The sequence below is a fragment of the Brenneria izbisi genome, assembly GCF_025840185.1.
In the GTDB taxonomy this organism is placed as follows: Bacteria; Pseudomonadota; Gammaproteobacteria; order Enterobacterales; family Enterobacteriaceae; genus Brenneria; species Brenneria izbisi.
The window spans coordinates 115,226-127,934 of sequence record NZ_JAMPJU010000006.1 but is presented as its reverse complement, the minus strand read 5'-3'; the positions used below and the strand labels follow the sequence as shown (position 1 = coordinate 127,934).

The following is a 12,709-nucleotide window of genomic DNA, read 5'->3' as shown; positions in this document are numbered from 1 at the left end:
AAATATCACATATCCGCAAAATGAGTGCGCGTGAATCGACTTTCAACCGCCTGAATGCGTTATGTCAGGCCATGAAAACCCGCCCAGCGTAACAATATCAAAACAATACCAAGCAACTTAATTTTCTTTTTGGTAACCAATCTGATTATTTTTGTTTACTTCCGTTTCAGCTTGTTTCCTATGACATCAGTCACTTTTTAAGCAACGGGACTATTTTACTCTTCGTCATATAACGGGAGGGACTATGTTTCTCGAAGAAAGGCGAAATCGGATCCTTACCTACCTGGATCGGCACGGGCGGGCAAGCGTGGAGTTTCTGGCCAGAGAGTTTGCCGTGACCAGAGAAACGATACGCAGCGATTTGAACGCGCTGGCGCATATGAACCTGATCCAACGCTGTCACGGCGGCGCTATTGTTATACGTCGCAACTTACAGTCCGAACTCATCACCACCAGTGGCGAGAACTTTGAAGTTTTGCTGAAACGGCTGGGCAAACAACCCCGATCGTCAGGCGTAAAAAACAAAGGAAACAGAATGACCGGTAAGGTTTGTATTCTGGGTTCGTTTAACGTCGATATCGTCGCCAAAGTCGCGCGTTTCCCGAAAGGCGGCGAATCGCTGATGGCGCAGGGCAGCACGCTGGGGCCGGGCGGAAAAGGGGCGAATCAGGCCATGGCCGCCAGTCGAGCGGGATCGCGCGTCCACTTCGTCTCCAAGGTGGGCAAAGATCAGTTTAGCCAGTTCGCCTATGACCATCTCGCCTCGTCGGAGATCCTCTCTTTTACGCTTTATCAGTCCGAAACGGAGCCGACAGGCAACGCCATCATCTATGTTTCGCAACAGAACGGCGAAAATATGATTGCCATTCATCCCGGCGCCAATCAGACGATTAATGAAGACGAAGTCGCCGCCATCACGCCGGAACTCTCCCATGCCGACGTGCTGTTGCTCCAGTTGGAAAACAATTTTTCCGCCACATTAAACGCCATGAAGCTGGCTAACGCGCTGGGTAAAAAAGTTATTCTCAACCCGGCGCCCTACGCCAGCGACATCTTGCCTTATCTGGACTATCTCGATGTCATCACGCCGAATGAAACGGAGGCGTCCTTGCTGTCGGGGATCGATGTCCACGATGTGGACAGCGCGAAACGGGCGGCGCAGAAAATCGCCGCACTGGGCGCCCGCTGCGTGATTATCACGATGGGAGCACGCGGCGCGCTGCTGTTTGAAGGCAATCAGTTCCAGCACATCCCGGCTTTTCCGGCGCTCAGCATCGATACCACCGGCGCAGGCGACGCGTTTAACGGCGCGCTGGCCGCCGCCATCGCCAACGGACAGACTCTGCTTCAGGCCGCGACTTACGCCTCCGCTTTCGCTTCGCTAGCGGTGGAGCGCGAAGGGGCGGCGAATATGCCGGAGCATCGACAGGTCAGGCTGCGGTTGTCACAGCGCTGACTGACCACATTTATCCATCATGTCATTCCGCCAGGAGTAAACAATGAAACAAATCGACGGCATTGTCCCGGTCATGCTGACCCCGTTTACCGAAAATAACGACATTGATTATCCCGGACTGGAAAAGCTTATCGACTGGTATCTCGCCAAAGGCGTCGATGCATTGTTCGCCGTCTGCCAGTCAAGCGAGATGCTGTTTCTCAGTCTGGCGGAACGTGTGGAACTGGCGCGTTTCGTGGTCGAAAACGTGGCTGGCCGCATTCCGGTCATTGCATCAGGCCATATCAGCGACGATCTGGATGAGCAGATCGGCGAACTCCGCGCCATGGCCGAAACCGACATTGACGCGCTGGTGCTGGTCACCAACCATCTGGACCCGAACAATCAGGGCAGCGACGTCTTTTACGCCACGTTGAATCAGTTGCTGGCCGCCCTGCCCGCCTCAATGCCGTTGGGACTTTATGAATGCCCGGCGCCTTACCGTCGCTTGCTGAGCGATGAAGAACTGAGCTACTGCGCCAATACCGGACGTTTTGTGGTGCTGAAAGATGTGAGTTGCGATCTGCCTACCGTGACACGCCGGGTGAAGCTGGTCGCCGATACCCCGCTGAATATCATCAATGCGAATGCCGCCATCGCCTTTGATGCGATGAAAGCCGGTTCAAAAGGTTTCAGCGGCGTGTTCACCAACTTCCATCCTGAGTTATATGGTTGGCTTTACCATCACCATCACAGCAACCCGGCACTGGCGCAGGAACTGGCGACGTTTCTTTCACTCGCCGCCGTGACGGAAACGCTGGGCTATCCTAAGAATGCCAAAATTTATCACCAACGCCTGGCAACCTTCAGCAGTGCTTACTGCCGGGTCAATAAAGACGACGTGCTGGAAAAGTATTGGGGATTGGCGGTGATCCTTGAGCAAATCCGCAACGGCACGGCTCATTATCAAAACAAAATAAATCTCATGAACTAGTTACCTTTTTCCTCATACCCCTACAAGAAGGAAACACCGATTATGAAACTCATTCGGTTGACGGCGTTAAGTACGCTTTTACTCTCCTGCTCCGCGCTGGCGGCATGGCCGGAAAAACCTATCACCATCATCGTTCCCTGGGGCGCGGGCGGGAATACCGACACGGTGGCGCGTCTGGTTGCTCAAGGGTTGCAAAAAGAACTGGGCGTAAACGTCAATGTGGTCAACCGCACCGGCGGTAGCGGCGTTGTCGGCCATGATGCGATCAATCGCGCCAAACCGGATGGTTATACGCTGGGGATTGTGACGGTGGAAATCGCCATGATGCACCACCAGAAAATGACCCATCTCAGCTATCAGGATTACACCCCCATCAGTCGGCTGGCGGTGATTTACGGCGGATTGCAGGTCGCCAAAGATTCCCCTTATCAGGATGCCAACCAGTTAATCGACGCCATTAAGCAGCAACCGGGTAAATTGCGCGCATCAGGCAGCGGTCTGAAATCCGTCTGGCATCTTAATACCCTGGGGATGCTGAGAAGCGCCGACCTACCGGAAAACGCCGTCCGCTATATTCCATCTCAGGGCGCCAGCGCCGCGCTGCAAGAGTTGGTTTCCGGCGGCGTTGATTTTGTCACCTCTTCCCCTGGCGAAGCCAAAAGCATGGTCGATGCCGGTATGGTGCGCCATCTGGCTATTATGTCCGATCAAGCCTCGGCGCTGTACGCCAATATCCCCATTTTCAATCAGGCGACGCCGTACGACTGGTCGCTGACCACATGGAACGTGCTGTCCGCCCCGAAAGGGCTGTCGCCTGAGATCGCCGATAAACTGACCGCCGCGATGAAAAAAGTCTATGACTCCGGTGAGCTACAGAAATTCGCCAACAATCAGGGATTTGAAGTCAGCGCGTTATACGGCGACGAACTTTATCAATTCATGAAGGATGAAGATGCTCAGTTTGGAAGCCTACTTTCCGACGCCCAATAAAACAGGCAGGCGTCATGCAAATGACGCCTGAACAACATGCCGAAGCTATCTTTGTTACTCCCGCTGATTTTCCTGCTGTTCGGTGCTGGCGTCGCCGCTTACGCCTTTATCCAACTCGGTGATGTAGCCGAGTTTGGCGCGGGATTTATGCCTGCCATCCTCGGTTGCCTGATGGTTTTGCTGTCGATTCTCGACCTGACCACGATACGGCTAAAAAAAGAGGATAACCCGGCTTCAGACAACGGAAAACGGGAGATCATCAGCGTGTGCCTGGTGGCGCTCACAGTGATTTTCTATATTTATTTTGTTGAATTACTTGGCTTTATTCTGACGACCAGCCTCATCATGGCTGGCCTGCTGGTGTTCTTCCTGCCCAAAAACAAGCTGATTGCCGCACTGTCCGCCGTGGGGCTGTCGAGCGGCATTTACTACTTGTTTTCCAAACTCTTATTAGTGCCACTTCCCTCAGGCAGTCTTTTTTAAGGAAGCGTGACGATGGATATCCTGATCAACGCCAGTGAATACATTACCCTCAATGCCATCATCGCCATTTTCGCCGCGGGCCTGTTCGGGTTGTTTGTCGGCGCGATACCGGGCCTGACGGCTACCATGGCGGTCGCCCTGCTGGTTCCTTTCACCTTTTTCATGGACCCGATCCCCGCGCTGGCCATGATGATCTCGGTGGGCGCATCCACCATCTACGCCGGGGATATCCCTGGCGTGCTGCTGCGTATTCCGGGGACGCCCGCCTCTGCCGCCTATGTGGATGACAGCTATGCGCTAAGCCAACAAGGGAAAACCAACTACGTACTCGGCCTCGGCCTGAGCACCTCGGTGATTGGCGGCATCATCGGCGCGATTGTGCTCACGTTCGCCTCGCCGATCCTGGCCTCCTTCGCCTTGAAATTCAGTTCGTTTGAATACACCTGGCTGGCGTTACTAGGGCTCAGTTGCTCAACATTGATTTCAGGACAATATATCGTCAAAAGCCTGATGGCGCTCCTGCTGGGGCTGGTTCTCGCCACCATCGGTTATGACGAGTTCACCGGACAGCCGCGTTTCACCTTTGGTCAGGTGGCGCTACTGGAAGGGATCAGTTTTATTCCAGCCATGATAGGGATGTTCGCTATCGCCAATGCGATTGAATATTACGCCAATCGTCACCGCGACAAGGTGCAACAAGCCGCCGCCGCGCCGCCGCCCGCTGAAAAATCGTCGTTTAATATCCTGTCCGGCATACGTCCCGCGCTGAAAAAGAACCGGACAGGCATTGTCCGCAGCAGCGCCATCGGCACATTGATCGGCGTATTGCCCGGCGCAGGCGCTGATATAGCCGCGTGGATTTCCTATGCGGTGGCGAAAAAATTCTCCCGTCAGCCGGAAAAATATGGCAAAGGCTCGGAAGAAGCCGTTATTAACGCCTCGTCAAGCAATAACGCGAGTCTGGCGGGGAGTTACATTCCCACGCTGGTCTTCGGCATTCCCGGCGATTCCGTGGCCGCCATTGTGATCGGCGTGTTGTATATGAAAGATATGCAGCCGGGGCCGTCCCTGTTCATCTTCCACCCGGAGAAACTTTACGCCATCTTCATGCTGTTTTTTATCGCCAACCTCGCGTTGCTGCCGCTGGCGATGATCGTGGTGAACTTCCTCAAGCGCCTGATCTCCGTGAACAAGGATATCGTGTATCCGGTGGTGATTGTGTTCAGCATCGTCGGCGCCTTTGCGATGAATAACTCAATGGCGTCGGTGGTGGTGATGTTGGCGATGGGGATTGTGGGTTATTTCCTGCAAAAACATAAATACCCGATAGCGCCAGTGATCCTGGGCATGGTACTGGGGCCGATGTTTGAGAAAAGTCTGCTCTCTTCCTTGCTGAAATCCGATGGCAATTTGCTAGCCTTTGTGGAGCGCCCGATCTCGGCTTTCCTTGCCGTGCTGTTTTTAATGGTGATGGTCATGCAGGCCAAAAGCATCATTCAGGTATTTAAAAACAGCCGCGGATAAACAACAATGAACACGAGAAGGGGCCTGAAGCGTCAGGCCCGACGCTCGTCACCCCTGCGCCTGAACAGCCTGCGGATAGCGATGTCGCCAGGCTTCAAAACCGCCATCAATGCTATACACTGATTCAAAACCCAGACTGATCAGGTACTGCGCCGCATTGCGGCTGCTGATGCCGTGATAGCAAATCACCATCACGGGCGTATCAAAATCGGCGTCCCGAACAAAATCTGACAGCGTGTCGTTGGTGAGGTGTCGCGCGCCGGGTACATGCGCCGCCGCGAAGCTCTGTGGATCGCGGATATCGGCGATAATCCCGCCCTGCTGCCAGCGGGCATACGCCTGCTCGATGTCTAGCGCTTCAAATTGTTCCATCAGAGGTTACAACCACAGTAATGACAAAGAGCATTATTGTAACCTGAACCAGCGCGGAGTAAACCTGACAACTCCCCGGACAGCAGCGAAAATCCGCGCCATCACACCAATATCACCTCGACGCCTTGCTCACGCAGTTGCGCGATAATCTGTGTATTGGCCAGCTTGCCGGTGATCACCACATCAATCTGTTCGACCCGGCTGAACAGCATCCCGGCGCGTTCGCCAATCTTGCTGCTGTCCACCACCACCGCCAGCTTGCCGACATAACGCAACATCTTCTGCTCCGCCATCGCGGTCAGCATATCGGTTTTATACAACCCTTCCGCCGTCAGCCCTTTGCCGCTGGTGAACATCCAGTGTCCGGCATACAGGCTGGCGTCGCCTTCCTGCGGCGCCAACGTGATGGATTGGCTTTTATTGTATTGCCCGCCCATGATCACCACGCTGTCGTGCTCCTGTTCGATCAGGTAATTCGCCAGTGGCAGATAGTTGGTTATCACCTGCACGTCTTTGCCGCAAATCTCCTGTCCGAGCAAAAAAGCGGTTGAACCGCAGTTAATCACCACGCTTTCGCCGGGACGACACAATTGCGCCGCGGCTTTGGCGATACGCATTTTCTCATCCAGATTCTGCGCCTGATAAATATTCAGCGGCGTCCAGGCCGCACGCGGGGTATTCACCGCTTCAGCGCCGTTACGCACTTTCCGCAACTTACCGGATTCATCAAGCTTGTTGATATCGCGTCTTGCCGTAGCTGGAGAAACATCAAAGTGCTTGATCAGATCGGCAACCGTCAGTTGCCCTTGTCGTTGCAGAAAATCAATGATGGCATTATGGCGCTGAGATTCAGTCATGCTGGCCCCGTTAAATGGATTCTGAATGCCGATTATAATGAGCACTTTTAATAATTTGAATCATAACTTGTCAAAAGTTCGCACGGCGGATGTATCCAGACGATGATGGGGCATGATGCCATGCCCCTTTCGGCAGTCTCACAGGAACGACTTGAACGGCAGATCCGGCTCCATGGTAAAACAATCGTCAAATCCGCGCGGATAGTGATATTCCAGATTATCCTTGTCCTGCGGCCAGGTGAATTTGCCGCCGACCTGCCAGATAAAAGGCTTAAAGCCATATTTCAGCCGATCTTTCTTCATTTCCCATAGCACGCGGATTTCCTGCGGATCAGCCTGAAAATTCGACCAGATATCATGATGGAAAGGGATCACCACTTTAGTGTTCAGCGCTTCGGCCATACGCAATATATCCGCGCTGGTCATTTTATCGGTGATGCCGCGCGGATTCTCGCCATAAGACCCCAGCGCCACATCAATGTGGTGCTCATTGCCATGTTTGGCGTAATAGTTTGAGTAATGCGAATCGCCGCTGTGATAAAGATTACCGCCCGGCGTTTTGAACAAATAATTTACCGCCCGCTTATCCATGCCATCCGGCAAAACGCCAGCCGCCTTCTCTTCCGCAGGCAACGTAATCAATGCCGTGCGGTCGAATGCATCCAGCGCATGAATTTCAACGTCCTTGATGGCGATGACATCACCGGGTTTCACGACGATGCAACGCGCCTGCGGCACCCCCCAACCGATCCACAAATCCACACAGCTTTGCGGCCCGATGAACGGCACATTGCCGTCACAGTTTTTCAGCACCGCCGCCGCCACATTCACATCAATATGGTCGTTATGATCATGTGTCGCCAGTACCGCATCAATCTGACGAATGGCGAACGGATCAAGGACAAATGGCGTGGTGCGCAGATTAGGCTGCAATTTTTTCACCCCCGCCATGCGCTGCATCTGGTGGCCTGACTTCATCAGCGGATTGGCGTGGCTTTGCTTGCCGGTGCCGCACCAGAAATCCACACACAGATTCGCGCCCTCTTCCGATTTCAGCCAGATGCCGGTGCAGCCCAGCCACCACATGGCGAATGAGCCTGGCGCCACCTGCTCTTGTTCTATCTCTTCATTCAGCCAGGTCCCCCACTCCGGGAAGGTATTCAGGATCCATGACTCGCGGGTAATACTCTCGATTTTACTCATAGTGTGAACCTCATCATCGACATATTGGTGCGTTATCAAAATAAAATCATAAAATGACAACAATTGATTATTTATTGAAAATTTATCACTATTAAAGCATGATAACAATCAGGTTATTTTACAAAAATCATCATACCGCAGGTGAAATCTCACTGATGGACATGGTTTAAATCATTTCAATAAACAACATAATATATTGAATTATAATGATAATTAATAAATAAAATTTTTATTCATCAAGATATCGGCGTTTAAAAAAGATAATTGCGACACCGCTCACAAATAATCAAAAAATATCTTTTTATGATTATTTGTGATTGATAGAGTGATTGCGTCTACAAAAAAGGCCTGATCGCGTCAGCGCATTCGACGGTGCCGCGTAACAGGATGACCAAAAGCCGAACGGAGTGCTTATGGAAACCATCTATAACGTTTTCACGATTTTCTTTAATCAGGTCATGACCAATGCCCCCTTGTTGCTGGGGATTGTGACGTTTATTGGTTATTTACTACTACGCAAAACCGCTACCGTTATTATTAAAGGAACCATTAAAACCATTATCGGTTTTATGCTATTACAGGCAGGCTCCGGGATTCTGACCGGTACGTTCAAACCCGTCGTGGCCAAAATGTCCGAAGTTTATGGCATCAATGGCGCGATATCAGACACCTATGCTTCCATGATGGCGACCATCGAACGCATGGGCGATGCCTACAGTTGGGTGGGCTACGCCGTGCTGCTGGCGCTGGCCCTTAATATTATTTATGTGCTGCTGCGCCGAATCACCGGTATCCGCACCATCATGCTGACCGGCCATATCATGTTTCAGCAGGCCGGTCTGCTCGCGGTTTTCTTCTATATTCTCGGTTATCCCATGTGGACCACCATCATCTGTAGCGCGGTGCTGGTGTCCCTGTACTGGGGCATTACCTCCAACATGATGTACAAACCCACGCAGGCGGTCACCGATGGCTGCGGCTTCTCCATCGGCCACCAGCAACAGTTTGCTTCCTGGCTGGCTTATAAGCTCGCGCCTTATCTGGGGAAAAAAGAAGAGAGCGTGGAAAATCTGAAACTCCCTGGCTGGCTGAATATCTTCCATGACAACATCGTCTCCACCGCCATTGTCATGACGGTATTTTTTGGCGCGATCCTGCTCTCCTTCGGGCTGGACACCGTGCAACAAATGGCAGGCAAAGTGCACTGGTCGATTTATATCCTGCAAACCGGTTTTCAATTCGCCGTCGCCATTTTCATCATTGTGCAAGGCGTGCGGATGTTCGTCGCCGAACTTTCCGAAGCCTTTAACGGGATTTCCCAAAGATTGATTCCCGGCGCGGTGCTGGCTATCGACTGCGCCGCCATTTACAGCTTCGCGCCCAATGCCGTGGTATGGGGCTTCATGTGGGGCACCATCGGTCAGCTAATCGCTGTCGGCATCCTGATCGGCATCGGCTCGCCTATCATGATCATCCCCGGATTTATACCGATGTTCTTCTCTAACGCCACCATCGGCGTATTCGCCAACCATTTCGGCGGCTGGCGCGCCGCGCTGAAGATCTGTCTGGTGATGGGCATGATCGAAATCTTTGGCTGTGTCTGGGCGGTAAAACTGACCGGGCTGAGCGCATGGATGGGCATGGCGGACTGGTCGATTCTGGCCCCACCGTTGATGCAGGGGCTGACGCTCGGTCTGTGGTTTATGAGCGTCGTCATTGTTATTGCACTGATTTACATGGTCTTTGCCAGCCGGACATTACGCGCTGAAGAAGATGCGGAAAAGCAACTTACTGAAACTCCCGTGAACTGACTTGGAGACACCATCATGACAGTACGAATTTTGGCGGTATGCGGCTGCGGACAAGGCAGCTCCATGATCATGAAAATGAAAGTCGGCCAATTTCTGACCGAACAGGGAATCGACCACAGCCTGAATAGCTGTGCGGTGGGCGAATACAAAGCTGAACTGAGCGGGGCGGATATCATCATCGCCTCTACCCATGTTGCCGATGAGATCACAGTCAGCGGCAACAAATATGTGGTGGGCGTGCGCAATATGCTCTCCGCGGCGGATTTCGGCCCCAAATTGCTGGACGTCATCCAGGCGCACTTTCCGGCGGATCTAAAACAAGGCTTAAAACAATAGGGAGCCCGCATGAAACTACGTGACTCGCTGGCGGAAAATCGTTCCATCCGTTTGCAGGCCGAAGCCGGCACCTGGCAGGAGGCGGTGAAAATCGGGGTTGATCTGCTGGTCGCAGCCGATGTCGTCGAACCGCGCTACTACCAGGCGATTCTGGACGGCGTAAAACAATTCGGCCCCTATTTTGTCATCGCGCCAGGACTCGCCATGCCCCATGGCCGCCCGGAAGAAGGGGTTAAAAAAACCGGCTTTGCGCTGGTGACGTTGAAAACGCCGCTGGTTTTCAACCACGAAGATAACGACCCGGTGGATATCCTGATCACTATGGCGGCCATTGATGCCAATACCCATCAGGAAGTGGGCATCATGCAGATCGTGCAACTTTTTGAAGACGAAGCCAATTTCGATCGCCTGCGCGCCTGTCGCACCGAACAGGACGTACTGGATTTGATTGACCAGACCGCTAAGGCGGCATGCTGATTAAGGAGTTTATTGATGTCTCATTTACCGATGCTACAAGTGGCGCTGGATAACCAGACGCTGGCCGATGCTTACCAGACCACCCGATTGATTGCCGAAGAGGTGGACATTATTGAAGTCGGCACCATCCTGTGCGTTGGCGAAGGCGTGCGCGCCGTGCGCGATTTGAAATCGCTGTATCCGCACAAGATTGTGTTGGCCGACGCCAAAATTGCCGACGCCGGAAAGATTCTGTCGCGCATGTGCTTTGAAGCCCAGGCCGACTGGGTGACCGTCATTTGCTGCGCCGACATCAACACCGCCGCGGGCGCGCTGGAAGTCGCGCACGAATTCAAAGGCGATGTTCAAATTGAACTGACCGGTTTCTGGACCTGGGAACAGGCGCAGGCCTGGCGCGATATCGGTATCCGGCAGGTGGTCTATCACCGCAGCCGGGACGCTCAGGCTGCGGGTATCGCCTGGAGCGACGCCGACATCAGCGCCATTAAGCGCCTGGCGGAGATGGGCTTCAAGGTCACGGTGACCGGCGGACTGGCGTTGGCGGATCTGCCGTTATTCAAAGGGATCCCGATTCATGTGTTTATCGCCGGTCGCAGTATCCGTGATGCGGCCAATCCGGTGGACGCCGCACGCGAGTTCAAACACAGCATCGCTCAACTCTGGGGATAAGGTGATCTCATGCTCATGAAGGCTGTTCCACTCGGTATTTATGAAAAAGCCCTGCCGCCGGATGAAAGCTGGCTGGCGCGCCTGCAACTGGTGAAAACGCTGGGTTTTGATTTTGTCGAAATGTCGGTGGATGAAAGTGATGGTCGTCTGGCGCGCCTGGACTGGAGCCGTGAGCAACGTTTGGAACTGGTCACCGCGATTGCCCTCAGCGGCATCCGGGTTCCGTCAATGTGTCTGAGCGCGCATCGCCGCTTTCCGCTGGGTTCGGAAGATGACGAGACGCGAAATCAGGGGTTGGATATCATGCGCAAGGCGATCCGGCTGGCGCAGGATGTCGGCATTCGCGTGATCCAACTGGCGGGTTACGATGTTTACTACCAACAGGCTAACGACGCCACCAGGGAACGTTTTCGTAATGGCCTGCAACTGGCGGTGGAAATGGCCAGCCGAGCGCAGGTGACGCTGGCAATGGAAATCATGGACTACCCGCTAATGAACTCCATCAGCAAAGCGCTGGGCTATGCCAACTACCTTAATAATCCGTGGTTTCAGCTTTATCCCGATATTGGCAACCTGTCCGCGTGGGATAACGATGTGCAGATGGAACTGCGGGCGGGGAAAGGCCACATCGTGGCGGTGCATGTAAAGGACACGCGCCCCGGCGTGTTCAAAAACGTGCCGTTCGGCACCGGCGTGGTGGATTTTGCGCGTTGCTTTGCCACACTCAGAGAAAGCGGCTATTGCGGCCCTTATCTAATTGAAATGTGGAGTGAAACATCATCCGATCCGATAAAGGAAATCACCGCCGCGCGTGACTGGGTTAAACAACAGATGGCGCGGGCCGGTTTGCTGGTGGAGGAAGTCGCATGATAGCGCAGCTAAAACAGCAGGTGTTCGAGGCGAATATGGCGCTGCCCCATTACGGACTAGTGACCTATACCTGGGGCAACGTCAGCGCCATCGATCGGCAACGGCAGGTTATCGTCATCAAGCCCAGCGGCGTCGCCTATGAAGTGATGCAGCCTGACGATATGGTGGTGGTGGATATGCAAGGCGACGTCGTAGAAGGCAAATACCGTCCCTCATCCGATACGGCGACGCATCTGGCGCTTTATCGTCGTTATCCGCAAATCGGCGGCATTGTCCATACGCATTCCACACATGCTACCGCCTGGGCGCAGGCGGGGCTGGCGATCCCGGCGCTGGGAACGACCCACGCCGATTACTTTTATGGCGATATCCCTTGTACCCGGCCATTAACGCCGCAAGAAGTCGAGCAAGCGTATGAAAAAAACACCGGCGAGGTCATCGCTCAAACCCTGGGCGACGGCAACCCGTTACATACGCCGGGGATCATCGTTTATCAGCACGGGCCTTTCTGTTGGGGAAAGGATGCGGACGAAGCCGTCCACAATGCGGTGGTGATGGAGGAAGTCGCGAAAATGGCGTGGATCGCTTGCTCCATTAATCCGGGCCTGCAACTTATCGACGATCACCTGATGAACAAACACTTCAGCCGCAAACATGGCCCCAATGCCTATTACGGGCAGCGGTGACA

14 protein-coding genes are annotated in these 12,709 nt (G+C 53.6%); 11 read left to right on the top strand and 3 right to left on the bottom strand.

Annotated elements, in window-relative coordinates; genetic code table 11:
• The first annotated feature begins 244 nt into the window (after window positions 1-244).
• Genes rbsK through NC856_RS10040 form a run of 5 tightly spaced genes read left to right on the top strand, consistent with a single transcriptional unit; the run spans window position 245 to window position 5,426 of the window.
• Window positions 245-1,456, top strand: a complete 1,212-nt coding sequence (gene rbsK / locus NC856_RS10060; protein ID WP_264090298.1) for a ribokinase — start codon at window positions 245-247, stop codon at window positions 1,454-1,456.
• A 43-nt stretch (window positions 1,457-1,499) separates the two neighbouring features.
• The gene (locus tag NC856_RS10055; protein WP_264090297.1) at window positions 1,500-2,429 is read left to right on the top strand and encodes a dihydrodipicolinate synthase family protein; all 930 of its coding nucleotides are present in this window, start codon (window positions 1,500-1,502) and stop codon (window positions 2,427-2,429) included.
• Between the two features lie 42 nt (window positions 2,430-2,471).
• Complete coding sequence (locus tag NC856_RS10050; protein WP_264090296.1) at window positions 2,472-3,419, top strand: tripartite tricarboxylate transporter substrate binding protein; 948 nt, start codon at window positions 2,472-2,474, stop codon at window positions 3,417-3,419.
• A gap of 36 nt (window positions 3,420-3,455) precedes the next feature.
• Window positions 3,456-3,902, top strand: a complete 447-nt coding sequence (locus NC856_RS10045) for a tripartite tricarboxylate transporter TctB family protein (protein WP_264090295.1) — start codon at window positions 3,456-3,458, stop codon at window positions 3,900-3,902.
• A gap of 12 nt (window positions 3,903-3,914) precedes the next feature.
• The gene (locus NC856_RS10040) at window positions 3,915-5,426 is read left to right on the top strand and encodes a tripartite tricarboxylate transporter permease (RefSeq protein WP_264090294.1); all 1,512 of its coding nucleotides are present in this window, start codon (window positions 3,915-3,917) and stop codon (window positions 5,424-5,426) included.
• A 48-nt stretch (window positions 5,427-5,474) separates the two neighbouring features.
• On the opposite strand, the gene glpE is transcribed toward NC856_RS10040, so the two are convergent.
• The 3 genes from glpE to ulaG all read right to left on the bottom strand — a co-directional run bounded on the left by glpE (window position 5,475) and on the right by ulaG (window position 7,858).
• A complete protein-coding gene (gene glpE, locus NC856_RS10035; protein WP_264090293.1) occupies window positions 5,475-5,798 on the bottom strand; it encodes a thiosulfate sulfurtransferase GlpE in 324 nt (107 codons plus the stop codon).
• A 101-nt stretch (window positions 5,799-5,899) separates the two neighbouring features.
• Window positions 5,900-6,655: an HTH-type transcriptional regulator UlaR gene (gene ulaR / locus NC856_RS10030; RefSeq protein ID WP_264090292.1), complete on the bottom strand. Its 756-nt coding sequence runs from the start codon at window positions 6,653-6,655 to the stop codon at window positions 5,900-5,902.
• 138 nt (window positions 6,656-6,793) lie between these two features.
• Window positions 6,794-7,858: an L-ascorbate 6-phosphate lactonase gene (gene ulaG / locus NC856_RS10025; RefSeq protein ID WP_264090291.1), complete on the bottom strand. Its 1,065-nt coding sequence runs from the start codon at window positions 7,856-7,858 to the stop codon at window positions 6,794-6,796.
• 413 nt (window positions 7,859-8,271) lie between these two features.
• Here ulaG and ulaA point away from each other — a divergent pair, with 413 nt between their 5' ends.
• From ulaA to NC856_RS09995, 6 genes are read left to right on the top strand one after another with little or no spacing between them, the layout of a single operon-like run.
• Window positions 8,272-9,669, top strand: a complete 1,398-nt coding sequence (gene ulaA / locus NC856_RS10020; protein ID WP_264090290.1) for a PTS ascorbate transporter subunit IIC — start codon at window positions 8,272-8,274, stop codon at window positions 9,667-9,669.
• Window positions 9,670-9,684: 15 nt separating this feature from the next.
• Window positions 9,685-10,005, top strand: a complete 321-nt coding sequence (gene ulaB / locus NC856_RS10015) for a PTS ascorbate transporter subunit IIB (RefSeq protein WP_264090289.1) — start codon at window positions 9,685-9,687, stop codon at window positions 10,003-10,005.
• Between the two features lie 9 nt (window positions 10,006-10,014).
• Window positions 10,015-10,482 carry a PTS ascorbate transporter subunit IIA gene (gene ulaC, locus NC856_RS10010; protein WP_264090288.1) on the top strand — a complete coding sequence of 156 codons (468 nt, stop codon included), beginning with the start codon at window positions 10,015-10,017 and terminating at the stop codon, window positions 10,480-10,482.
• A 15-nt stretch (window positions 10,483-10,497) separates the two neighbouring features.
• Entirely contained in the window at window positions 10,498-11,151 is a 654-nt protein-coding gene (locus NC856_RS10005; RefSeq protein WP_264090287.1) for a 3-keto-L-gulonate-6-phosphate decarboxylase UlaD, read from the top strand.
• A 9-nt stretch (window positions 11,152-11,160) separates the two neighbouring features.
• Window positions 11,161-12,021, top strand: a complete 861-nt coding sequence (locus NC856_RS10000; RefSeq protein WP_264090286.1) for an L-ribulose-5-phosphate 3-epimerase — start codon at window positions 11,161-11,163, stop codon at window positions 12,019-12,021.
• Window positions 12,021-12,707 carry an L-ribulose-5-phosphate 4-epimerase gene (locus NC856_RS09995; protein WP_264090371.1) on the top strand — a complete coding sequence of 229 codons (687 nt, stop codon included), beginning with the start codon at window positions 12,021-12,023 and terminating at the stop codon, window positions 12,705-12,707. The genes NC856_RS10000 and NC856_RS09995 overlap by 1 nt, the downstream gene beginning before the upstream one ends.
• The last annotated feature ends 2 nt before the right edge of the window (window positions 12,708-12,709 follow it).

Excerpts from the sequence above, each read along its gene's own strand:
- rbsK (WP_264090298.1), top strand. The coding sequence starts at position 245 with ATGTTTCTCGAAGAAAGGCGAAATCGGATCCTTACCTACCTGGATCGG.
- NC856_RS10055 (WP_264090297.1), top strand. The coding sequence starts at position 1,500 with ATGAAACAAATCGACGGCATTGTCCCGGTCATGCTGACCCCGTTTACC.
- NC856_RS10050 (WP_264090296.1), top strand. The coding sequence starts at position 2,472 with ATGAAACTCATTCGGTTGACGGCGTTAAGTACGCTTTTACTCTCCTGC.
- NC856_RS10045 (WP_264090295.1), top strand. The coding sequence starts at position 3,456 with ATGCCGAAGCTATCTTTGTTACTCCCGCTGATTTTCCTGCTGTTCGGT.
- NC856_RS10040 (WP_264090294.1), top strand. The coding sequence starts at position 3,915 with ATGGATATCCTGATCAACGCCAGTGAATACATTACCCTCAATGCCATC.
- glpE (WP_264090293.1), bottom strand. The coding sequence starts at position 5,798 with ATGGAACAATTTGAAGCGCTAGACATCGAGCAGGCGTATGCCCGCTGG.
- ulaR (WP_264090292.1), bottom strand. The coding sequence starts at position 6,655 with ATGACTGAATCTCAGCGCCATAATGCCATCATTGATTTTCTGCAACGA.
- ulaG (WP_264090291.1), bottom strand. The coding sequence starts at position 7,858 with ATGAGTAAAATCGAGAGTATTACCCGCGAGTCATGGATCCTGAATACC.
- ulaA (WP_264090290.1), top strand. The coding sequence starts at position 8,272 with ATGGAAACCATCTATAACGTTTTCACGATTTTCTTTAATCAGGTCATG.
- ulaB (WP_264090289.1), top strand. The coding sequence starts at position 9,685 with ATGACAGTACGAATTTTGGCGGTATGCGGCTGCGGACAAGGCAGCTCC.
- ulaC (WP_264090288.1), top strand. The coding sequence starts at position 10,015 with ATGAAACTACGTGACTCGCTGGCGGAAAATCGTTCCATCCGTTTGCAG.
- NC856_RS10005 (WP_264090287.1), top strand. The coding sequence starts at position 10,498 with ATGTCTCATTTACCGATGCTACAAGTGGCGCTGGATAACCAGACGCTG.
- NC856_RS10000 (WP_264090286.1), top strand. The coding sequence starts at position 11,161 with ATGCTCATGAAGGCTGTTCCACTCGGTATTTATGAAAAAGCCCTGCCG.